20 protein-coding genes are annotated in these 22,034 nt (G+C 34.4%); 4 read left to right on the forward strand and 16 right to left on the reverse strand.

The window, feature by feature from the left end:
* Positions 1 to 122: 122 nt before the first annotated feature.
* The 15 genes from ACRD62_RS20755 to ruvX form a co-directional block, all read right to left on the reverse strand.
* Positions 123 to 1,103, reverse strand: coding sequence for a T9SS type A sorting domain-containing protein (locus ACRD62_RS20755; protein WP_430822021.1), 981 nt, complete (start codon positions 1,101 to 1,103; stop codon positions 123 to 125).
* Between the two features lie 147 nt (positions 1,104 to 1,250).
* A complete protein-coding gene (locus ACRD62_RS20760; RefSeq protein WP_430822022.1) occupies positions 1,251 to 2,072 on the reverse strand; it encodes a hypothetical protein in 822 nt (273 codons plus the stop codon).
* 378 nt (positions 2,073 to 2,450) lie between these two features.
* Positions 2,451 to 3,428: a polysaccharide deacetylase family protein gene (locus ACRD62_RS20765; RefSeq protein ID WP_430822023.1), complete on the reverse strand. Its 978-nt coding sequence runs from the start codon at positions 3,426 to 3,428 to the stop codon at positions 2,451 to 2,453.
* 19 nt (positions 3,429 to 3,447) lie between these two features.
* Complete coding sequence (locus ACRD62_RS20770; RefSeq protein WP_430822024.1) at positions 3,448 to 4,539, reverse strand: glycosyltransferase family 4 protein; 1,092 nt, start codon at positions 4,537 to 4,539, stop codon at positions 3,448 to 3,450.
* Positions 4,532 to 6,094, reverse strand: coding sequence for a lipopolysaccharide biosynthesis protein (locus tag ACRD62_RS20775; RefSeq protein WP_430822025.1), 1,563 nt, complete (start codon positions 6,092 to 6,094; stop codon positions 4,532 to 4,534). Before ACRD62_RS20775 ends, ACRD62_RS20770 begins: the two co-directional genes overlap by 8 nt.
* A 2-nt stretch (positions 6,095 to 6,096) precedes the next feature.
* On the reverse strand, positions 6,097 to 7,110 hold the full coding sequence (locus tag ACRD62_RS20780; RefSeq protein ID WP_430822026.1) for a polysaccharide deacetylase family protein: 1,014 nt from the start codon (positions 7,108 to 7,110) through the stop codon (positions 6,097 to 6,099).
* Positions 7,097 to 8,065: a glycosyltransferase family 2 protein gene (locus tag ACRD62_RS20785; protein ID WP_430822027.1), complete on the reverse strand. Its 969-nt coding sequence runs from the start codon at positions 8,063 to 8,065 to the stop codon at positions 7,097 to 7,099. The genes ACRD62_RS20780 and ACRD62_RS20785 overlap by 14 nt, the downstream gene beginning before the upstream one ends.
* Positions 8,062 to 8,937 carry a glycosyltransferase family 2 protein gene (locus ACRD62_RS20790; RefSeq protein WP_430822028.1) on the reverse strand — a complete coding sequence of 292 codons (876 nt, stop codon included), beginning with the start codon at positions 8,935 to 8,937 and terminating at the stop codon, positions 8,062 to 8,064. The genes ACRD62_RS20785 and ACRD62_RS20790 overlap by 4 nt, the downstream gene beginning before the upstream one ends.
* Entirely contained in the window at positions 8,934 to 10,151 is a 1,218-nt protein-coding gene (locus ACRD62_RS20795; RefSeq protein WP_430822029.1) for an O-antigen ligase family protein, read from the reverse strand. The genes ACRD62_RS20790 and ACRD62_RS20795 overlap by 4 nt, the downstream gene beginning before the upstream one ends.
* Complete coding sequence (locus ACRD62_RS20800; protein WP_430822030.1) at positions 10,144 to 11,382, reverse strand: glycosyltransferase; 1,239 nt, start codon at positions 11,380 to 11,382, stop codon at positions 10,144 to 10,146. Before ACRD62_RS20800 ends, ACRD62_RS20795 begins: the two co-directional genes overlap by 8 nt.
* Positions 11,382 to 12,509 carry a glycosyltransferase family 4 protein gene (locus tag ACRD62_RS20805; protein ID WP_430822031.1) on the reverse strand — a complete coding sequence of 376 codons (1,128 nt, stop codon included), beginning with the start codon at positions 12,507 to 12,509 and terminating at the stop codon, positions 11,382 to 11,384. Before ACRD62_RS20805 ends, ACRD62_RS20800 begins: the two co-directional genes overlap by 1 nt.
* 6 nt (positions 12,510 to 12,515) lie before the next feature.
* Positions 12,516 to 14,891 carry a GumC family protein gene (locus tag ACRD62_RS20810; protein ID WP_430822032.1) on the reverse strand — a complete coding sequence of 792 codons (2,376 nt, stop codon included), beginning with the start codon at positions 14,889 to 14,891 and terminating at the stop codon, positions 12,516 to 12,518.
* A 6-nt stretch (positions 14,892 to 14,897) separates the two neighbouring features.
* Complete coding sequence (locus ACRD62_RS20815) at positions 14,898 to 15,653, reverse strand: polysaccharide biosynthesis/export family protein (RefSeq protein WP_321409382.1); 756 nt, start codon at positions 15,651 to 15,653, stop codon at positions 14,898 to 14,900.
* Between the two features lie 245 nt (positions 15,654 to 15,898).
* Positions 15,899 to 16,453 carry a peptide deformylase gene (gene def, locus ACRD62_RS20820; protein WP_430822033.1) on the reverse strand — a complete coding sequence of 185 codons (555 nt, stop codon included), beginning with the start codon at positions 16,451 to 16,453 and terminating at the stop codon, positions 15,899 to 15,901.
* A complete protein-coding gene (gene ruvX, locus ACRD62_RS20825; RefSeq protein WP_430822034.1) occupies positions 16,450 to 16,866 on the reverse strand; it encodes a Holliday junction resolvase RuvX in 417 nt (138 codons plus the stop codon). Before ruvX ends, def begins: the two co-directional genes overlap by 4 nt.
* A gap of 316 nt (positions 16,867 to 17,182) precedes the next feature.
* On the opposite strand from ruvX, the gene ACRD62_RS20830 reads away from it, so the two are divergent.
* From ACRD62_RS20830 to trxA, 4 genes are all read left to right on the forward strand, one after another.
* Complete coding sequence (locus ACRD62_RS20830) at positions 17,183 to 17,647, forward strand: Hsp20/alpha crystallin family protein (protein WP_430822035.1); 465 nt, start codon at positions 17,183 to 17,185, stop codon at positions 17,645 to 17,647.
* Between the two features lie 186 nt (positions 17,648 to 17,833).
* Positions 17,834 to 18,313: an Hsp20/alpha crystallin family protein gene (locus ACRD62_RS20835; RefSeq protein ID WP_430822036.1), complete on the forward strand. Its 480-nt coding sequence runs from the start codon at positions 17,834 to 17,836 to the stop codon at positions 18,311 to 18,313.
* 60 nt (positions 18,314 to 18,373) lie between these two features.
* The gene (locus ACRD62_RS20840) at positions 18,374 to 18,574 is read left to right on the forward strand and encodes a hypothetical protein (RefSeq protein ID WP_430822037.1); all 201 of its coding nucleotides are present in this window, start codon (positions 18,374 to 18,376) and stop codon (positions 18,572 to 18,574) included.
* A gap of 20 nt (positions 18,575 to 18,594) precedes the next feature.
* Positions 18,595 to 18,894 carry a thioredoxin gene (trxA, locus tag ACRD62_RS20845; RefSeq protein ID WP_430822038.1) on the forward strand — a complete coding sequence of 100 codons (300 nt, stop codon included), beginning with the start codon at positions 18,595 to 18,597 and terminating at the stop codon, positions 18,892 to 18,894.
* A 159-nt stretch (positions 18,895 to 19,053) separates the two neighbouring features.
* Here the strand turns inward: trxA and ppdK are convergent, their stop codons facing one another.
* The gene (ppdK, locus tag ACRD62_RS20850; RefSeq protein ID WP_430822039.1) at positions 19,054 to 21,759 is read right to left on the reverse strand and encodes a pyruvate, phosphate dikinase; all 2,706 of its coding nucleotides are present in this window, start codon (positions 21,757 to 21,759) and stop codon (positions 19,054 to 19,056) included.
* Positions 21,760 to 22,034: the final 275 nt, after the last annotated feature.

Below are 22,034 nucleotides of genomic sequence, written 5' to 3' on the forward strand. Positions count from 1 at the left end.
AGTCCCCTTCAGGGGATTTAGGGGTGACATAAAATGATATTTTATTACAAATTGAAACTAACGTTGTTCTGATGTTTAGTTTTTGGACACCCTCAAAAGAATATAATTAACTCAAATTTCTTTTAATCAACTATTATTTTCCGGGTAACTATTCCTTCATCAGATTTAACCTGCACAATATATAATCCTTTCTGAAGATCTGAACTGTTTATAATAGCTTTTGAATGTGATGAAACTTGTCGAACAATCGCCCCAGCCATATTATACAATACAACCTCCATTAGATCATCATTTAGCAATTCAATTTGAATCTCACTTGAAAGCTTATTGATTTTTATCTGATCCGTAATGGATTTTTTAAGGTTAGTAGAAGTTGCATCAAACGTCAATGACCAATTGTAACTACCAGTTGTATTTAGACTTTCCCATTTAATAAGATATTCCTGATCTTTTTGAGCTGAAAATTGAACATAGGACTGATTTCCGCAACCATCGTCCCCCCACATCTGTGTTGAACAATCAGAGAATATTCTAACACTAGTATTCTCTGTAGTAAGTTCACAAGAGGAAATAGTTACTAATCCATCTTCTGCAACAGTATATGAAAACCATTGATCGGTTGCTTGTGAATGATCTGAGTAATTACTACTTCCTTCCAGAGCAGCAAAGGGTAAACTACAATCTTCGCCTTCATTCCAACTGGTTTCTTCAATTGACCAAATAAAATCCCAGTTTGTATCCTGTGAATCCGACCGATTTTGCCACACAATAAAGTATACTTTATCTTTAACACCTGAAAAAGTCAATTTTGACTGCGCTCCACAAAAATCATCATTTACAACAATGGGATAATCAAAGCCACAAATTCCGTTGGTATCATATACTCTCAAATAGGTATCTGAATTTGTATACGTACACGAAGACACAATTACTTTTCCGGTTTGATTAGCTGTAAAGGCAAACCATTGGTCTGTATTTTGACTTCCCGTAAAAGTATTTACTCCAGTAAGAGCCTGAAATGCTTCATCACAAGATGAGCCATCCTGAGAATAAATCTCCAATGTAAAAAAACATAAAATTAAAGGCAGGTATAAATATTTCATCTTTCCAGTTTTGTTGTTTAGGGCAAAAATATTAAAATCTACTAACAATTATGTGTATACACATTATCAATTATTAAGTTTCGTTCGCGCACAAAAAAATCCCTGCTTGCATAAGCAGGGATTATATATTATTATCAATTAGCTCAATTATTCTCCGTATTCAGGATAATACTTTAATGGATCAATAGTATTATTCAATAAGTCAGATGGAAGTTCTGTTTCATCTAATTGTGGAATTGCATTAATAAACTCAATCTGATCTTCAGTTAATCCATCTCCATTGGTTAATGCCCATACTGCATCCTGCAATCCAGAAGCAATTTCATCATAACTCAAGCTTGTTTCCTTTAATGAAGAAGTTGAAGTAGAAACCGAATTGAAATGTTCCCAATTAATTTTACCCCAGCCAATCAGATTCAAAAGTTTCCACATAGTATTTGAGTTGGTTATACCATGGATTTCAAATTCAGATTGAGCATCAGAATTAGATTTACCTTTATTAATGCAATACAAATGTAAAATAAAGGTTCTTTCTTCATTAGGTTTTAAGCTAACCCAAGCCCACTGCAACAATATACCACTCTGATATCCTTCTTGCTTAACTTTACAAACCAAACCTTTAGGAAAAAACATTGTCCTTTGTTGGTTCGTTCTATTTCTTAGTTGACACTTAAGCTTAACAAACTGACCACCACTACCATAATTAGAGTTTGTCTGTACAGCTTCATTAGCGAACGTTGACTTCAGGCTTAAATCATCCTTACTTATTGCTGCAGTCGTAGTTTCTTCCAGTCCGGTAATTGTACCAACTAATTCAATTCCTTCAGGCAACTCAAAGGCATCAACACTTAATTCACCCTCTGTATAACCCATTCCCGGTATATTACCAGGGGATTCTATTTTTTCTTTTTCGCAAGCTGTGAAAGCTAACAGAGCTAACACAACAAACAGAGTTAAAGTCTTTCTCATCTTCCTTATTATTTACAAGTTAGTTTCAATACAAAGATATAGTTATTATTTATATTTCTAAAAAATCACACAGCCACACCAAATACATTAACATACTGTTATATTGATCATTAACTTATTAAACCAATAAAATACAAACTGTTTTATTTGACGAAAATGGAATTATTAATGATTAACATTCAAATTATTTGATAAAAAATTCGAATCAAAAAACAGAGGAAAGAAATTTCAGAATTTTTAATCATTGCATTAATGATGTCGTTCAGAATAAATTCTAAACTACACCAAACAACAATTTTTTAACTCTAGAGAAGTGCCGATTATTATATGCATTTAAAATAAATATGTCTCATCTTAATGGTTTTATAATTCAATGAATTATAAAATTGACTTTAGCATTTCTTTAAGTATAGAACCTGCTTTAGGATGAAGAAAATTACGTGGTAATAATAAATCTTCATCATTAATACCTATAAATCTTTCATGGGTGGTAAATGCTAATTGATATCCAGCATCCTTAACCGTCTGAACCACTTTTGCATTATAATCCTTTTCTGTTCCGTTGGGAAAAGCCATTACCTTTGTATTAATACCCAGATGATTTTCCAACCAGTTCTTTGGCTCCTTGATTTCATAAAACACATCTGATTTTGACTGATGTTCATGAAATATCAGATGTGAATGACTGTGGGCCCCTATTGTGACCAACGAACTATTATTCAATGATTTTAATTCATCAACTGTCATTAATTGATCATTTGAATAAACAGACTTGTATTTAGACCATTCATCCGGGCTCAACAAATTCTTTATTTCATTGATAAAATCAACCCCCTCGTTTTGTGGCAGGTACTTATAACAGGCACAAAGCTTATCTGCCAGGTTTTGCTTTTCCCTGGTATTCATTCCATTTGTTAACTTCAAACCTGTTTTAGTACATTCCCATTCTTTTTGAGAATACATAACAGCCACACGAATATAAAAAGTTGGCATATACTCCTGTTTTTCAACAAGACCTGCGGTTACAAAAACAGTAAATGGTATCTTATATTCCTCCATCACCGGCAAAAGAGTAGTGAGGTTATTACGATATCCATCATCGAAAGTAAAATGAATCCATGGCTTACGCGAACTCTTTCCACTTCGTCTCATTTTAAGCAAATCATCCATGCTTAAAAACTCAACACCTAAATCTTTCCAGAACTCAATAAGCTCCACCAATTGTCTTCTTGTTATATGAAGTTGTTCAATATATTCCGATTTCAACTGATCACAGACACCATGTCCAAAATAAACAAAACCTTTGGGTTTGATTTTCAATAACCGAGCTATTATCTTTTTTGTCAGACTATTCATAAAATTGCTTCTAAATTAGTCATAACATTGATTTATATAGCTCTTTATACATAATAGATAAAGACTCCCAGTTATAATCTGAACAAACTTTTTGATAAGCTGCATTTGTCTTACTTATAGTTTGCTCCGGATTTGAGAGTGTTTCTTCTATCTTTTTAGCCAAATTATTTACATCGCCCGATTTAAAATAAGTCACCTCATCTTCACTAAAAATCAAAGTATTTTCTCTGATATCACTGCATATCAATGGTGTTTTTACTAAAGCTACCTCCAATAACATCATTGACATTGCTTCATAAAAAGAAGGAAAAACAAATAATCGGGCACCTTTCACATATCCAAGCAATTCAGCCTTATCCTTAAGCATACCCAAAAATTTGACATCCAAATATTTCTTATAACCTTCTAATTGCTTCTTGTATTCAGGGAGTTGCTCATGATCACCGGCAATTAGAACTTTGCCTTTATAATTCATGTTTTTCAAACCATCCAGAAAGATATGACACCCTTTATGTGGTATAATCCTGCCAGCTGCAAACATGATATAATCGCCCTTTATCTTAACTTCTCCAATTACCTGCCGTGGATCAACCCCATTATGTATCGTGATAAAATCCTTTTTGTACTTCAAAGTGGCTGCTTCCCTTTCTGTTTCTGCCACAAACGTCACCTTATTGGCAAACCTGATCATCAGTTTTTCGGTAAATCGGAAAAAATATTTCATCACCTTACCCCATTTACTCATATTATAAGTCCGTCCGTGATGTGTAGAAATGACTTTATATCGCAATCGAATAAGTGGCACTATATAACCCGTATCAATCTGATGGGTATGAATCATATCATAATTACAGAAAAACAAAGCATGGAAAGCCCCAACCAAATTATAATAGAACACATTCAGTTTATGAGGAAGAAACTTTCGAATGATAAACATCCTGACATTCTTATATGGATTCTTCTCAGAACAGTGCGATGAAGTAGCGTAAACAGTAAATCGATATTCTGTATTAAGATGCTGAACAAGATTTTCTCCCACCGATGATGTTCCTCCTATGGCAGGAAATCCTTTAAGTCCGAATATGGCTATATGTGGGATGGTTTTAGGCATTTATTTTTCGTACTACAATTTTATTTAAAACTTTAATAATATGATCACTAATACCGGATAACTTGGTGTTGGATTTAAGAATTGACTCCAGATACTTCAATTCATCATTATCAAAGGGATGAAAATTAATCAAATAAAATCCATAAACTATTGCATAAAGAACAGTTCCAATTCCTAACAATATTATCTGATTACCTATAAAATGCAATGGATAAAAAAGTAACAATAAAACAATGACTAACAGAACATTGGAAAGAAATATTTTGGGATCATATGTCAGCTTTAAATACTTTCGGAACATAAAAAACATCAACATATTTTTAAGTAACTCCCCAAAAACTGTTGCAACAGCCACACCGGTAATACCAAATTGTTTCATCATTAAAATACCTGCAACCAAACTAAAAACAACCACAATTCGTGAAATCAACAAAACATGCATCTTCTCTTTTAAATGAATCAGTATACCCAGAGGATAAAACACACCATCGAATACAAATCCACCCAGAATAATCACCGTTGGCCAGTAAGCACTTAGATACTTCTCACCAAAAAGCTGGCTGATTATTTCATTTCCAAAAACAAAAAAATAGGTAAACGGCAGGATAAATACAGGGAGCAAAACCTTGATAATAAAATTATAAAATCGATTTAAGGAGTCTGTTTCCTCCATTGAACTATACCTTTCGAAAACCAGCGGTTTCAAAACTGACTCAAATTCCTTCAGTGGCAGAACCTTATAAAACAGTTCATAGATTTTTACAGCAAAACCATACAATCCTACAAAATAAGGACTTGAAAGTGCAGCTACAATATAATAGTCACTGGTGCGACCGATTAGCCCTGCTCCCATTTCAGTAAACAGCGAATATAACCAGAACCTTTGCATGCGCTGCTTTTGCCTTTTATTAATCACTTCGCCGGAGGTATTATTATCAGAATTTAATACCTTAATTAATACAATCAATGCCGGGATTGCATATATTAAGGAAACAGCTCCTTCGATAATCAGTAACAGATTAACGTTTAATTGATTTAAAAGAATCAGGTAAGCAATGGCCCTGCTAAATGCTATGATGATATTAAAAACTGCAATTCGCCGATGTAACAGAAGAGCTGACAATAAAACCTCGAGCAATATTTTTACAGCGTATGTAAAAACAAAGAATAGGAATGAATTTAAATGATTATCAAATGTTTCGACATTAAAAATCTGGATAATAAAATCCTTAAATACAAAACCCACAATCGTTAAAACAACCACCATAACCAATGCAATGGCTACATAAATAGCGATTAACCTCAACAATGAAGATGATGAAATAGTATTTTTCAATTCCGGTACAAAACGCAATAAAACATGTTTTAACGGACTAACAATTACCAACTGATAGGCTGTAAATAAACCAAATAGAAACACATACATTCCATAAACATCAACATCGAGCTGACGCAATACCATTACGGAAGCCACCAGACTGATAAGCTGAGTAACAATTTTGGCCAGGTACACCCACAGAGTGTTCTCAAGTAATATTTGTTTGCGGTTAATCATACTCACAATTTGCGCCTAAAAATTGATTTTTTTAATGTGCGTTTCAATATATATTTAAGATATTCATATTTAACAGCTTGTTTTGCAGATGCTCCTGATGATTCAATGGTAATGCGATGGAAATGATTTCCTATTATATCCCTTTGAAGTCCCTGAACACCAAAGCTAATATCCACAAAGTCTCTAATATTATTAAATAGTTTTTGATTTATTGGCCGGTCATCAGAAGGAAAAGCAAACATTCTGTAACCAGTATTAAAATCTTCTTCTATCCTTTTCATACTCTCGAGAACCTGTTGTTCTTGTTCTACCAGGCTTAATTGTTCAAACGGTGGATGATCCATACTATGTGCTCCCAACTCGAAACCGTCACTCAACATTTCATCAATCTCTGCAGATGATAAGTATATCGGCTTTCTATCCAGAATGTCTTTGACAGAAAGATTGAGCTCAAAGATTAATTCATCTAATACTGATCTTTGATGATATTTTATCGAATGTAATTGAATCTTTAAATTGTAAATATTCAAATCATTTTTATCCAGCCAACTGATGAGATTTTTATGTTGTTCTTCATCCAGACTACCCAGTTTTTTCAGAATTATATTTCGCTTTCTGATAAAATGAAGATCTGTATTATCAATGAAATCAGGATTTACAAACAAAGCCGGTTTGATTCCTGTCTTTTTAAAAACCGGGTACATTAGATCGTATACCGATTTTAAACCATCATCAATGGTAATCGCCAAGGCATTTTGAGGTAATGACTTATTATTAATCAGATCTGTAATCTTTATTACTGAATAATTCTCATTAAAAAATCGCAAATCCTGCTCCAACCGGTCGATAGTTCGATACTTATTTTTATTGATCACAGGATCAGGATCCCATCCATGTATACTGTGATAATTAATGATTATCAAATCTTTTGAGGCCCATTTTCTTATAAAGTTGAATGGGATTATGGCGGTAAACCTCGTTAACCAGGCTTCTGTTATTCTTTTAAACCTCTTCATACTCAACCTTTATCTTGTTAGAAGGATAAAAGAAAAAGAATGCCAACAGATTTAAAACATCTCTGAAAAGATGTATAATCAACCTTTGGAAAACATCTGTTCTAAGCCTTTTTCTATGACGAATAACTACAGCCGATACCAACAAAGCTGGATATAATAAAAGTAACCAGCTATTCTGCAGAAGTAAAGTCAGAAATAAACTAACAACTAGCACAAGCAATGTAGGATCACTGCTCAACATTCGTTTTAATACATATTTATTTGTAAAATGAGTTCGGTACAAAATAGCACGGGGATAAACGGCTGCACCAGAGTGTAAAGATTGCCAAAGACGCTTAACTTCCTGGTAATCGATGGTATGATGCACAGCCATTACTTCTTTTTTTCTTAAAAGTAAAAAACCTTTTTGTGCCAACCGATATCCCAAATCAAGATCCTGCCCCTTTTTAAAATTAACATGCATCCCTCCTACATCATTCCAAAGTTTGCGCTTAATAGCAAACAAACCTCCAGTTGTTGACTGATAGGAATCTTCGGCACAATAGATCTTTTTATAATAATCCTGGTTAATCAAATGACCATCAATCGAATAATAATAGTTTACAAAATTGCCTGAAACAAATTCATATTTTAAATCAACTTTTTCATCAAGAATAACTGGCAAAAAAGAAGATTGCAATTCCATATCACCATCCAAAAAGATTAAATTTTCTGATTTTGACTCTTTCACTCCAATATTTCGGGCAATGGCTGAATTATATTTCCCTGTAATTTTAAAAACTCTGCAATCAAATTGTTTTTTTGCGATCTCAATACTGTGATCGATTGATTGTGAATCAACATAGATTATTTCAGCCTCCAGATTTAATGTCTCTATCGACAAACGAATACTATTTAAACACTTTATCAAGCGTTCTCCTTCATTCCTACCAATGACGATAAACGATATATTCATTTAATGCCCTCCAATTGTTTTTGCTTACGAATAAAAGAGTAAAATAACCGTAGGTATTGAATCGGTAATCCACTTATGATTTGCCATCCGGCATGTTTCCGGTAATAATTCAACCACATTTGCCAGCTGGTTGCTGAATATCGATTTAGAAATGAGAGTAAAAAGCTTTTCCACGACTGTTTAATAAATGTCCGGCCTTCTCCTGTCGCTTCCAAAATGGAATAAATTTTAATATCCCAAGTAATAAACACACGAATTCCTGATTTAATGGATCTTAATATAAAATCATAATCTGCCGCATATTGTGGAAAATGTATCTCATCAAAATAACCAACCCTTTTAAAAACATCAGCCGGAATCAGAGTTCCCCTACCGTTTAAACAATATGTTGGATGCAATCCTTTTAGACTTTCATCAACAACGGTAAAAGGTTTATGATATTTTTGTTCTTTTGCCTTCCACCACTCAATTTTTCTTACTCCAGAAAAGAATATATATTCTTTCTCTTTACTGATCATATTTAAACATCCTAAAATGCATTGTGGATTTTGATTATGAAGATCTAATAAATCCCGAATCAGGTTATGATTAAATGAGACATCATTATTTAAGGTGATAACCACATCAGCATCTTTATTAAAGGCATATTTAAAGCCTTCATTCATAGATTTAGCCCACCACCAATCACCATTTCCTTTTACAATATGAGTATTGGAATATAACTGTTTAACTTCCTCTACAGTTCCATCTGTTGATCCATCATCCACCAAAACAACTTCAAATTGTTTGTAACTCTGTTGTGACAAAAGGTGCAAACAATTTAGTGTATATTCCTTTCTATTATGAACAGCTATAACAACAAACACTTTCATTCTGCAACCTCCTCCTCGTTTACAACAGGTTCATACAATACCGGAAGCATTGTAAGGGCAATAAAAAACACCTTGGTGAAATACACCTCTGAAAATCCGATAAGCCAAATACCACCCAAAGCAAACAGCGCGAAATTTGTATTAAATTTTCTGCTTCTACAGTAATTACGCCATCCAACCCAGGTCAAAATAAAATAAAGAAAGAAAGCAAAAATGCCATAACTGGCTAACAAGTTGGTGACACCGTTATTACGATGAATCTTCCGTTCCTCTGTTTCTTCTCCAAATCGTGTTTTTTCGGCTCTGCCTAAACCAACAAACGGACTTTGTGCAAAATCAATAATATCTTTCTGAGCACTCTTAAATCGGGTATTATAAGTATAGTCAGTAAACGATAATTTACGCATGATTTTATCACCAATAAAATCAACCGAAACAAAAAGGTAGATAACACCTACAATCAAAACAGGTACAAAAACAATCCGTCTTTTTATATTTTGATGAATCAGGTAATAGGAAGTAATTACATATAACAGAGCTATCAATCCGGTTGTTGAGAAAGTACTTATCAATCCCAATACCAGAATTACGCTCTTTCTATTCCACAGGTATTTATTTCGAATGATATTAAAAAGAAGGGCAATAATTAAAAAGCCGGAGAATGCACCCGGTTCCCAGAAAGGTCCGGAATTTCGTTTTAAAAACAAAAATCCTTCTCCTTTGGTATTTATTGTATAAAGTATAACATTATTAAAATAGTTATAATTGGATTCCTTTATGAACGGATGCTTAAAATAAGGAGCTATTTTAGCTCTGAGAATATATTCAAAGGACGAATGATAGGACAGAAAATAAAAAAACCAACTTATAATTACCGAAAACACCAAAATATTAACGTAATATCCAACAAATCGCTTATCAACGGCTTTTAACGTAAGATAGGCAAACAGTAGCCGAACATGTAATCCGATAAAAGTGGTAACAGGCAAATAATAGAACTTCAATACCTGTCCTGCCTGAATCAATAAAGCAAAAGCAATGTAATATATTATGTATTTATCAACCTTACGTTTACGATATAAAAACACCATCAACGGAAAAAGCAGAAATACAATCAAAACTTCAATTCGGGAACGATAGAAGAATGGGATGCCTGAAAAAGCAACCAAAAAATAAACCAACAGGTAATCTATTATCTTCGTTTTATTAATCATTTACTCCTTCTATAATTTTCGCATATAAGTCAAGATGGCTTTTACTCACTCTATCAATTGAATACTGCACTTCAATAATTTGTCTGGCATTTGCAGATAATTGTGCATTTCGATCTTCATCATTCACACACCATCTAATCCCATTTGCCAGATCTTCACTATCAAAAGGCTTAGCCAAATAACCATTTTTCTTGTGGGTAATCATATCACTATTGCCTCCAATATTGAAAGCAACAACAGGCTTCGAACAGGATAATGACTCCATTATCAAATTAGAAAGATTCTCATGTTTTGACGGTACCACAACAACATCAGAAGCTGAAAGATAATCAATTAAGAGTTTGTCATCTCCTATATAACCAACATTATGAATTTTTATTCCATTAATCAGATAAGCATCTTCCTTCTTACCTCCAATCACAACTAATTCAAAATGATCTTTATCCAAAAAGTGAATAGCCTCATTTAGCAATTTAAAACCTTTATTGTCATCAGAGGTAGCATCAACAGCAGCAAACAAAACCAATTTCTTATCCGGAGAAAAATCGAATCTGGCACGCGCACTAGCTTGATATGAAAAAATAGTTGATTCAACGCCATTTGAAAGATGATGTACATATTGATCTTTTAAAAGACTACTTCGCTCTGCTTCCGATTTCATCCAATGGCTGGGTGCTATAAAAAGAATTTCTTTCTTCCTATATATATTCTTTTTTAATGATTGAATGTGAGTACTTATATCATCTGACTCTTTAGAATTTAATTGAGGACATTTTCCACACATTGTAGTAAATGCTGAACAACCATTTGTAATATGGCAGCCACCTGTAAAATACCATACATCATGCATTGTGATTACAACAGGTGCTTTCATTTTTATTATCTCATTGAAATTCATATATCCCCTGTTTATCCAATGTATATGAATAATATCAGGGGTTAGTGCATTTACTTTTTTAGCCAACGAAAATCCATGAATCCCGGATGAAAACATGCTTTTTATTCTTTCTCCGGAAATATTTAACCAATGCTTTTCAAGCTTTATCAATACCTTCTTAAAAAATTTATGCAACAGTGAATTCTGCACATTTAAAACAGTATCATCATTGGTATGCTTATCACCAACTAACATAAGAGATTCTGCCCCCTGCTTCAAAAGCCCTTTGTGCAACCGATAAGCTGCCCGTCCGGCACCAAAGTAATCCTTACCTGTTAAATGTACTATTTTCATCAGTTTGAGATTAATTCAATCAATCTGTCTAAATTCTTTTTTACATCGAAAGTTTTCGTTGCATATCGATATGCCTTATCTAATATGTCATCAACCTTTATATTATCAGTGAGGAGTTGATCAATAAAGTCAGTCATCTCTTTAATATCATTATCAAAACAATACCCCAATTGATTTTCTTTTAACAGGTTATCCGGATCTACTGATAAACTTACCACAGCAACTTGCTTAAACCAAGACTGAATGAAAGTGTTAGGCATCCCTTCTGCCGAACTTGTATTTACAAATATCCTTGCCTTATCAAACCATCCAAGAGTTTCCTGGTAACCCAATTCGCCCTTTGTCTCAATATTCCCGGATACAAGATAAGAAAGTCGTTCCGTTCCCTTTCCAATCATTATAAAACGCCAGTCATCAACATTACGCAATCCATTCACAATCTTTAAAAATAGTTCAGGTTGTTTAACTGGTGAAACATTACCAACCCATAATACTATATTTTCTTTTTGCGAAAGATCTGATTGCATTGAAGGAAATGAACTCGGAATTAACTCAGTAAGCCTCTTAAACGATTTTTTAAACTGTATTTGCTGATGGCGATTTTGAGCAAGTATTAAATCAGCATTTTTCTTCCCCCATTCAACCATTTTATCAACTATGATAAAATCTGTTTTTCTTATCAATTTCTTCAACTTTGACTTGTATCGAAATGATTTTAAAGCATTAGTGTATTTATCTTTTTCAGCATCTTTATCCTGAGCCAAAGCATAAATCATTTTCTTGCCCAATAACATACAATACAATGCACATGCACCTGTTAATGAAAAATCAGTCCGTTGATAATAGATATTTGATTTGGTTTTGAATAATAAAAAGAAAACTGAAAAAAACTCCAGAAACCGAATCGATCTAAATTTATAATAGTGATACTTTACCCTATGATCTAAATATGGACTACATATGATACTATGCTCTTTACCTTTCCCTCCACAAAGCAATTCAACCTCCCATCCTCTGCTTAAAAATTCATTGATAAGATAAAACACTTGAATCTCAGCCCCTCCTGTACTAAATGTTACATATTGGGGAATAACAAAACAAATGGAAGGCACCGGAGCTTTACCCATGTACTTCTATTTCAGACCCGTTTCTTCTGTATTATACTTATTGTAATACTCGTATCGATATTTACGATCTTCTAATCGACTGGCATTCAAAACTACACCCAGATTCTTAACTTCTTTTTGTTGCAAATCAGCGAATACCGTTTCCACAATAGACTTTTTACTAAAGTTTTCGCGAACCACAAATACATTAATATCGGAATATTCCATAAGGAAATAAGCATCACTAACAACACCTACAGGAGATGAATCAACTACAATATAATCGTATTGTTTTCGTAAACTTTTAAAAACATCTTTGGTTGATTCCCCTGCAATCAATTCAAGTGGATTAGGAGGAATTACTCCGGGTGTAATTGCATCCAGACCACTAAATTCTGTTTCCTGAATGATATCAGATAAAACTTTGTTACCAACATAATAGGATGACAATCCATTTTTATGATCCTTCACCAAATCCATATACTGATTACTTTTTCTTAGATCATATCCAACCAAAACCACCTTTTTTCCCATATTTGAAAGTGATAAAGCTAGGTTCAACGAAATAAAGCTCTTACCCTCACCTGCCACACTGGAGGTAATCAATATTGTTTTATGCGTCTCTCGTTTAATAAAAAAGAACAGATTGGTTCGAATGGTCCTGAAAGTTTCAGCAATGGCCGAATGCGGATTTTTAGCAACTACTACTTCTGCTTTCTCAGTATTTTTTAAAACAGATCCTAAGAATGGCAATGAACTGAAGTCATCTAAAGCTTGTTCGCCCTTTATTCTGTCATCAAAAAAGCGCAACAGCATTATAAGCATGGAAGGAATTAATATCCCTAATAAAACAGCCAGACTATAGTTAATCATTGGATCAGGAAATACCTGACGAACCATACGTGCCGGTTCCACCACTTCATGTTCAGGTAAATTGGAAGCTTTAGCTATTTGTGCTTCTGCCCGCCGCTGCAACAAGAAAGTATATATAGCATCATTCAATTGAAACTTACGTTCAAAACCAACCAATTGCCTCTCTGTTCTTGGCAGATCCTCCAGATCCCTTTTCATCTCATTAATTTTTGAGGTGAGATCATTCAAAGTACGCTGCAATGTTCGGAGAGAGAACTCAATATTTTCAACAATTGGCCTTTTTAGACTCTCAATCTGTATTTCAATATTTTTCAGATATGGACTCTTTTCCTGCTTTTTCCCAATTAGCTCACTTCGTTGATTAACCAATATGATCAAATCTCTCATCAACTCATTTAGTGTCTGATCACTAATTCCCATTGATGAAGGAACAACCAAATCAGAAAGATCATCATTCTCTTTAAAAAACTCATCGAGGTATTGATAATACTGAAACTGACGATCCACAGTTGACTTTTCAAGCTCCAGCTGATGTAAGCGCTCAAATATCCGCCCTGCTTTGCTCGAAATATCAATCACCTGATTACCGGAACGGAAACTCTCTAAACGATGCTCTGCAACCGTTAAAGAATCAGAAATCTCTTCTAACTGAGAATTAATATAAGCAATGGTATTTTGAGCCAGGTGATTTTTACGATTCAAATTCTTTCTTAAATAGATATCAGTAAGGGTTGTAACAAAATCAACCGCTTTGTTATAGGAATGATCCTGTAATCTTATTTCCACAATACTTACATCGGGATTCTCAGGGGCTACTTTCAGGTTTTTCTGAATCCCTTTAACAACAGCATTTTTATCCCTGAAAACAAAACTGTATTCTTTATCAATTATGTCCTGAATTTTAGATGCATCCTTTAAAAACACCCTGAAACTAAACAGATCACCAGCTACCTCATCAGATTGAAAGTAGGAACCATCCAACGAAACTTTTCCCATATTTTTAAAGACCTGATCCGTGGCATAATCAATCACGCTCACATCATCACCATCTGCTTCAATAATAAATTTACCATCCTCTTGAAATTCAATACTAAATTTAACATCAATGGCCTGAACATGGCTTGAGTCGTAAAGAACAACAAACGGAGCCTCATTATAAATCTCCTTTTCTATTAAATTGGCAACCCTGTAATATTCAACCTCCAGGTTAAGCTGTTCAACTGTTTCAATTATTAAGGGAGTAGATTTCAATATTAGCATCTCATTCTGAAATGCTTTTTTCTGATCAAACAATTGAAAACTTTGTAAAAACTCTGTTGCTTTCTGACTTTGTAAGCTACTATTCTCCTTGATATAAATACTGGATGACACCTCATAAGTTGGTGCAATAACTTTACCCAACACAAATGCCAATAGGATAAAATCAACAATAGCAATTACATAGAAATACCATTTCTTTCTTACAATCTCAACAATCTTACGAATATCGAGATACTGGTCTTTGTTCTGCTTTTGCAATGAACCATTCATAAATAGTTACTTTATGTAGTTTGCTACTAAAATAAACGTGGTGATACCTGATAAAACAAGTGCCCATGGAAAAGTATCAATTCCCCATTTCCTTTTATTCATAGGCTCTATATAAACCACATCGTTGGGCTGCAGATAAAAAGCTTTTTGCCCTAATAAATCAACATCAGTGAGGTCTATTCTTTGCTTGGTAACTTTATTATTTTCATCCCTGACAACAACCGCATATTTACGATTACCGTAAACATTTACATCACCTGCCATACCTAAAGCCTGAAAAATATTAATATGCTCCGTTGCATAAAAGTACCTTCCTGGTTTCTCAACATATCCAAGCACTGTAATGTTTTTATTAACGAAGGCCACTTTAACTGTTGGCTCATTCAAATACATTTCCAGTTCTTTCTGAATTTTACTCGCGGCTTCATCACTATTTAAACCTAATACGTAAAAATTGCCGATTATTGGTAACTGAATGTAGCCTTTATCATCCACAACATAGGATACCATGGCCAGATCATTTTCAGAGCGCCCACCTCCATAACGGTTTGCATCGTTACTCATAAAATTTATTTTACCATCATCCAAAGAGGTAACCTGGAGATACAACTGATCAAAAGCTTTTATTTTAATCTTTTGATTGATATTTGAATAATCTACTAAAGTATCTGTAACTGAATTATCCTGAAGATATATAATGTCTTTTTGAGGAACACAACTCAATGCTACTATCCCCAATAATATTATAAAGAGTTTTCTCATTTTAGGCTTTAAGTCTATATTCTTTAATAAATAAAAATATAGATATTTAGCGGTTGGCCCTCATTTTTTTTACGAAATAACTTTTTTATCATTTTAAAGGTTTCAATTAAATGATATGAAAAGCCATTTACCAGTTCGAACACATGAATAAACTAAATGTTATCTGAACGATGAACTGACGAATAACAAAAATGATTTCGGTAAGTATACTCCTGGCATCCTTTCTCACTTATTTCAGAGAATAGCTATTTAGCTGTTTTGATTTTGTATTTTACCTCAACATCACCTTTGGATATTTTTGTGAGTCTACCTTTTAAAATCCTTTTCTTTAAAGGATTTAGATAATCGATAAATAACTTGCCTTCAATATGATCATATTCATGTTGAATTACACGGGCAGCAAAACCTTCATATTCTTCTACCTTCTTTTGAAAGTTCTGGTCGAAATATGTAATTCTTATTTTAGTTGGTCGCTTCACATCTTCCCGGATTGTAGGCAAACTCAAACAACCTTCAGACAAGGACTCTTCCTTACTTTCTAGAAGCTCAATTTTAGCATTAATAAAAACCTGTTTTAATCCCTTCAATTCAGGAAACTCATCTTTTAACGGATCAGCATCAATTACAAATAAACGAATAGATTTACCTATTTGTGGAGCAGCCAAACCAATACCATCGGAATGGTACATGGTTTCCCACATATTTTCGATTATTGTATCTAAATCTTTATAATCTTTATCAATATCTTCAGCGACTTTACGCAATACAGGGTGTCCGTATACAACAACAGGATATATCATAATCTGTTCTGTTCCAAATAAGTTTGTAAAATAATAGTTGCGCTTACCTTATCTATCAGCGCTTTATCCTGACGGGCTTTCTTTTTTAATCCTCCATCAATCATTGCCTGAAATGCAAGTTTTGATGTAAAACGCTCATCCACCCATATTACAGGAATTTCGGGAAGCTTATTTTTCAACCGATTAACAAAGGGTTGAATGTACTTCATAGATTCAGAATCTTCACCTGAATTTTGAGTAGGATGACCGATTATGATTTTTTCAACTGTCTCCTCTTTCATATAATTGACAATGAAATCAAATAATTCATGTGAAGCAACAGTCGTTAATCCATTCGCTATAATCTGCAAAGGATCTGTTACAGCAATACCACTCTTTTTTCTACCATAATCAATGGCAAGAATTCTACCCATAAACAAGTTTTCTGCAAAGATAGCAGAATATGCTAATGCAAAATAATTAACATTTAATATGAATATGGCTTATTGATATCTACCACCTAAAAAATACTAACATTTTGACAGTTACGATCTTAAATTCAGGTCATTATGACATATCAAAAACAATCAAAACTGACATTAATTCACACTATTTTTCCTATCGCTATTAACTGATTATCATTAGTTTCTGATTATTAAATCCTTACATCAATACAATATTTCATCACTAATTTTTGGCATTCAGTTTGAAAAAGATTAGTTGAAAACAAACAAATGTTAAACTTAAATTTTGGAGGAACAAGCCATGACACTTGCAAGATTAAACAACAGATTTCCATCAATGCCTTCAATCTTTGATCGTTTTTTTGATGGTGAATTGATGGACTGGAATAACAGCAATTTTTCAAGTACAAACACTACTATGCCTGCTGTTAATGTAAAGGAGAATGACAATGAATTTTCAATCGATGTTGCTGCTCCTGGCATGAAAAAGGACGATTTTAAAGTAAGCTACGACAACGGTAGACTAACCATTTCTTCTGAATACAAAAATGAATCAGAAGAAAAAGAGGATGAAAAAGTTACTCGCCGTGAGTTTAGCTATCAATCATTTCAGCGTTCTTTTACCGTTGAAGAAACCGCTGTTGAATCAGAAAATATTTCTGCTTCATACGAAAATGGAATTCTTCATATTACTCTACCCAAAAGGGAAGAAATTAAACCAAAACCAGCAAAACAGATTGATATTAAGTAATGCACTTAAGGGCAGCCTGCCTGCCCTTTTTCCAATTTAATCACTAAAAAATGCATGTTAGTTTAAAAAGAGTATTCGAATCATCTCAATTTACGTATCATTGACAAAATCAACAGTTAATCGGCAAAGAATGGATACTCGAATATTCAATTTAAGTAAAGTTTTATAACACTAAAATTGAAAGCCATGAAAACACTGGTAATGTATAACAATCCTTTTATTGAGTCATGTCTGTTCGAACCATTTTCTTTATTGACAAACCCTGTAATGGAATCAACAAACCATACACCTTTTCAATATCAATGGCAATTTCCATTGTCTGATTTTTCTAAGAGAGATTTAAATATTGAAGTAGAAAACAATGTTCTTGCTATTAAAGGATATAAGAAACATTCTTCTTTATTCAACAAAAAAGAAAGTATTAAAGAGTTCAATTCCCATATAAGTTTAACAGATGATATGGATGTTGAAAAAATAAATGCAAAATTCAAAAGAGGTATTCTTACCATTGAGATTCCAAAGAAAAAAGAGTCAATCACTTACCGTGAAATACCAATCTCCGGGGTGAATATTGTAAAAACAAAAGATGAAATACAAGACAATAAAACAGGTTGGTTGGATGTTTTAACCGAGAAGATCAAAAAAACATTCAATCACGCAGCATAAATAGCAGAAAAAAATATTTTAACCATATAAAACTAACTATAAAACCTTAAAACATAAACCATGTTAGAACACCAGATGAAAGTTTTAACCAGCGTTAGCGGAAACCCAATATTATTTAAGAAGGAGCTGGCAAAATCAATACAATGGCTGAATACAGAAGAACAAACACAACTAATTAATTGGGTGAAGGAGAACTTTGGCGACGATCATTCTGAGACCATTAATGAATTTGTAAATTCAACCTATGATTATGCTTCATAATTAATGAATCAAGAATATATATGAAAGGCAATTTTAATACCATTATACAATCTCCAACGCCCGTTTTAGTTGATTTCTTTGCCGAATGGTGCGGTCCCTGTAAAGTACAAGCACCAATCCTGGTGGAACTATCGCGTGAAATGGAAGGAAAAGTGAAAATCATAAAAATTGATGTTGACAAAAACCCGGAAATAGCACAGCGCTTTCAAATTCGTGGAGTTCCCACATTGGCAATATTTAAGAATGGAACAAGTGTCTGGAAACAATCGGGTGTCGTTGATAAAAGCAGTTTGAAAAGCATAATCCTAAGTCATCAATAATATAAGTTAGTTAGTTTTTAGGCAGAAGTCAGAAGTTAATGAATTAACATTTAAATAGTAGTAGACACAATTAATCCTTTTAAATAAACTAAGGAACTTAAACAAAACAAAAGGTCGCCCGAGACGAGCGACCTTTCTTTATTTTAGCATTTTATCTTATTAGCGAAGACTAGCCTGAGCTGCAGCCAATCGGGCAATAGGCACACGGAAAGGCGAACAACTTACATAGTTCATACCTGCTTTCACACAGAATTCAACCGAAGATGGTTCTCCTCCATGCTCACCACAGATTCCTACCTTAAGAATAGGATTGGTTTTACGACCTCTTTCAATTCCAGTGTGAACCAGTTGTCCAACACCTTCCTGATCCAGCACCTGGAAAGGATCATTCTTCAAGATACCTTGTTTTAGATATACAGGTAAGAATTTACCAGCGTCATCACGGGAGTATCCAAAGGTCATCTGCGTAAGGTCATTGGTACCAAATGAGAAGAATTGAGCAACTTCTGCGATTTCATCAGCAGTCAGAGCAGCTCGAGGTATCTCAATCATGGTACCCACCATGTAGTCAACCTTCGTACCTTTTTCTTTAAACACCTTATCGGCTACTTCACGAACAATCTTTTCCTGCATTTTCAATTCCTTCACTGTACCAACCAAAGGAATCATAATTTCAGGGAAAGTAGGTTTTCCTTCAGCTTTCAACTCGAGTGCTGCCTCTAAAATAGCACGCGCCTGCATTTCAGTGATTTCAGGGTAAGTATTACCTAAACGACATCCACGATGACCCAACATTGGGTTAAATTCGTGTAGGTCTTCCACTTTCTTTTTAATCACATCAACAGAAACGCCCATTTCTTTTGCCATTGATTCTTGATTTTCTTCTTCGTGAGGCACAAATTCATGTAATGGTGGATCCAGCAGACGAATAGTCACAGGGAATCCTATCATAGTATTCAATACATCTTTAAAGTCCTGACGTTGAATAGGCAATAACTTATCCAATGCTTTACGACGTCCTGTTTCATCATCTGCAAGAATCATTTCACGCATACGAATCAAACGCTCACCTTCGAAAAACATGTGTTCTGTACGACAAAGACCAATACCCTGAGCACCAAATTCTCGTGCTACTTTTGCATCTCTCTCTGTTTCAGCATTTGTACGAACATCAATCTTTCTGAATTTATCTGCCAATTCCATTATTTCAGCAAAATCGCCGCTTAACTCAGGATCTTTGGTTGCAATCTTTCCTTCATAAATATCACCAGTTGATCCATTCAAAGAAATCCAGTCTCCTTCTTTAAATGTTTTACCTGAAGCAGTTAATGTACGAGCCTTAGCATCAATTTTACATTCACCGGCACCTGACACACAACACTTACCCATTCCACGGGCAACAACAGCTGCATGAGAAGTCATACCACCACGGGCAGTTAAGATACCTTGTGCAATATCCATTCCTTCCAAATCTTCGGGAGAAGTTTCGATACGGGCAAGGATAGTAACCGGGAATTTCGCGGCCTCATCAGCATGGAAAACCAACTGACCAGTGGCAGCACCTGGCGAAGCAGGAAGTCCTGTTGCCAATACTGTTGCTTTTACCATCGCATCCATATCAAACACAGGGTGCAACAATTCATCTAATTTATTAGGTTCCTGACGAAGAACTGCTGTTTTTTCGTCGATCATTCCTTCACGAAGCATGTCCATGGCAATTTTAACCATAGCTGCAGCAGTACGCTTTCCATTACGTGTTTGCAACATCCAAAGCTTGCCATCCTGAATGGTGAACTCCAAATCCTGCATATCTTTAAAATAAGCTTCGAGTTTTTCCTGCACTTCAAAAAGTTCTGCATAAGCAGCAGGCATAGCTTCTTCCAACGAAGGATATTTTGATGCTCTTTCTTCTTCAGATACTTTAGCCAACTTAGCCCAACGAAGAGAACCTTCTTTAGTAATTTGCTGAGGTGTACGAACACCGGCAACAACATCCTCACCCTGTGCATCAATCAGATATTCACCATTAAAGATATTTTCACCAGTTGCAGCATCACGTGTAAAAGCAACACCTGTACCAGAATTCTCTCCCATGTTACCAAATACCATTGCCTGAACATTTACAGCGGTACCCCATTCTGCAGGTATCTGATTGATCTGGCGATAATAGATAGCTCTTGGGTTCATCCAGCTGTCAAATACAGCAGCAACAGCACCCCAAAGCTGTTCCCATGGATCAACTGGAAAATCAAGTCCTGTCACTTTTTTAACAGCCGCTTTAAATTTAGCAACCAGTTCTTTTAAATCTTCTACACCTAAATCAGTATCATTTTCTACCCCCTTAGCTTCTTTAACCTCATCCATTATCTCTTCAAATGGATCAATATCTTCTTTTGATTCAGGTTTCATACCCAAAACAACATCGCCATACATTTGAACAAAACGACGGTAAGAATCCCAGGCAAAACGCTCATTACCTGATTTTTTAGCTACTGCCAAAACTGATTCATCATTCATACCAAGGTTAAGAACCGTATCCATCATACCAGGCATTGAAACTCGTGCTCCGGAGCGAACAGATACTAAAAGAGGATTATCTTTTGAGCCGAATCCCATATTCATGGTTTCTTCGACTTTTTTCATTGCTTCTTTTACTTCACTGCGCAACAAGCCAACGATTTTATCGCGACCCATTTCGTTATATTCTGTACATGTATCAGTAGTAATGGTAAAACCTGCAGGAACAGGAACTCCTATCAGATTCATTTCGGCAAGGTTGGCACCTTTTCCACCCAGGAGATTTTTCATATCAGATCTTCCTTCGGCTTTACCATTACCGAAGGTGTAAACTCGTTTGTTGCTCATACTTAGATTTATTTAGTTATTTAAAATGTAGACTAAATGTTACTTGATGATAACTAATTGCTGATTTGTTAAATCTTTACAATTTTTCCTAATTTTTATGAATGCCGTTGCTCACTTCGGACTTAGGAAAGAGGAATACAAAATTTACTCTAACATCTCATTGTCAACCACAAACACATACAACATTGCAGTTCCCTCAAGAAATCTTCCATAATAATAATAAAATTATAGGAGGGCAGAGCAATCACCTTCGATAAATCTTTCAATTAATTTTA

The organism is Carboxylicivirga caseinilyticus, assembly GCF_050589785.1.
Taxonomy (GTDB): Bacteria; Bacteroidota; Bacteroidia; order Bacteroidales; family Marinilabiliaceae; genus Carboxylicivirga; species Carboxylicivirga caseinilyticus.

Coding starts and splice junctions, on each gene's coding strand:
- ACRD62_RS20765 (WP_430822023.1), bottom strand. CDS start 3,428: ATGAATAGTCTGACAAAAAAGATAATAGCTCGGTTATTGAAAATCAAA.
- ACRD62_RS20755 (WP_430822021.1), bottom strand. CDS start 1,103: ATGAAATATTTATACCTGCCTTTAATTTTATGTTTTTTTACATTGGAG.
- ppdK (WP_430822039.1), bottom strand. CDS start 21,759: ATGAGCAACAAACGAGTTTACACCTTCGGTAATGGTAAAGCCGAAGGA.
- ACRD62_RS20775 (WP_430822025.1), bottom strand. CDS start 6,094: ATGATTAACCGCAAACAAATATTACTTGAGAACACTCTGTGGGTGTAC.
- ACRD62_RS20785 (WP_430822027.1), bottom strand. CDS start 8,065: ATGAATATATCGTTTATCGTCATTGGTAGGAATGAAGGAGAACGCTTG.
- ACRD62_RS20760 (WP_430822022.1), bottom strand. CDS start 2,072: ATGAGAAAGACTTTAACTCTGTTTGTTGTGTTAGCTCTGTTAGCTTTC.
- ACRD62_RS20810 (WP_430822032.1), bottom strand. CDS start 14,891: ATGAATGGTTCATTGCAAAAGCAGAACAAAGACCAGTATCTCGATATT.
- ACRD62_RS20840 (WP_430822037.1), top strand. CDS start 18,374: ATGTTAGAACACCAGATGAAAGTTTTAACCAGCGTTAGCGGAAACCCA.
- ACRD62_RS20780 (WP_430822026.1), bottom strand. CDS start 7,110: ATGAAGAGGTTTAAAAGAATAACAGAAGCCTGGTTAACGAGGTTTACC.
- def (WP_430822033.1), bottom strand. CDS start 16,453: ATGATATATCCTGTTGTTGTATACGGACACCCTGTATTGCGTAAAGTC.
- ACRD62_RS20805 (WP_430822031.1), bottom strand. CDS start 12,509: ATGGGTAAAGCTCCGGTGCCTTCCATTTGTTTTGTTATTCCCCAATAT.
- ACRD62_RS20790 (WP_430822028.1), bottom strand. CDS start 8,937: ATGAAAGTGTTTGTTGTTATAGCTGTTCATAATAGAAAGGAATATACA.
- ACRD62_RS20800 (WP_430822030.1), bottom strand. CDS start 11,382: ATGAAAATAGTACATTTAACAGGTAAGGATTACTTTGGTGCCGGACGG.
- ACRD62_RS20835 (WP_430822036.1), top strand. CDS start 17,834: ATGAAAACACTGGTAATGTATAACAATCCTTTTATTGAGTCATGTCTG.
- ruvX (WP_430822034.1), bottom strand. CDS start 16,866: ATGGGTAGAATTCTTGCCATTGATTATGGTAGAAAAAAGAGTGGTATT.
- ACRD62_RS20815 (WP_321409382.1), bottom strand. CDS start 15,653: ATGAGAAAACTCTTTATAATATTATTGGGGATAGTAGCATTGAGTTGT.
- trxA (WP_430822038.1), top strand. CDS start 18,595: ATGAAAGGCAATTTTAATACCATTATACAATCTCCAACGCCCGTTTTA.
- ACRD62_RS20795 (WP_430822029.1), bottom strand. CDS start 10,151: ATGATTAATAAAACGAAGATAATAGATTACCTGTTGGTTTATTTTTTG.
- ACRD62_RS20770 (WP_430822024.1), bottom strand. CDS start 4,539: ATGCCTAAAACCATCCCACATATAGCCATATTCGGACTTAAAGGATTT.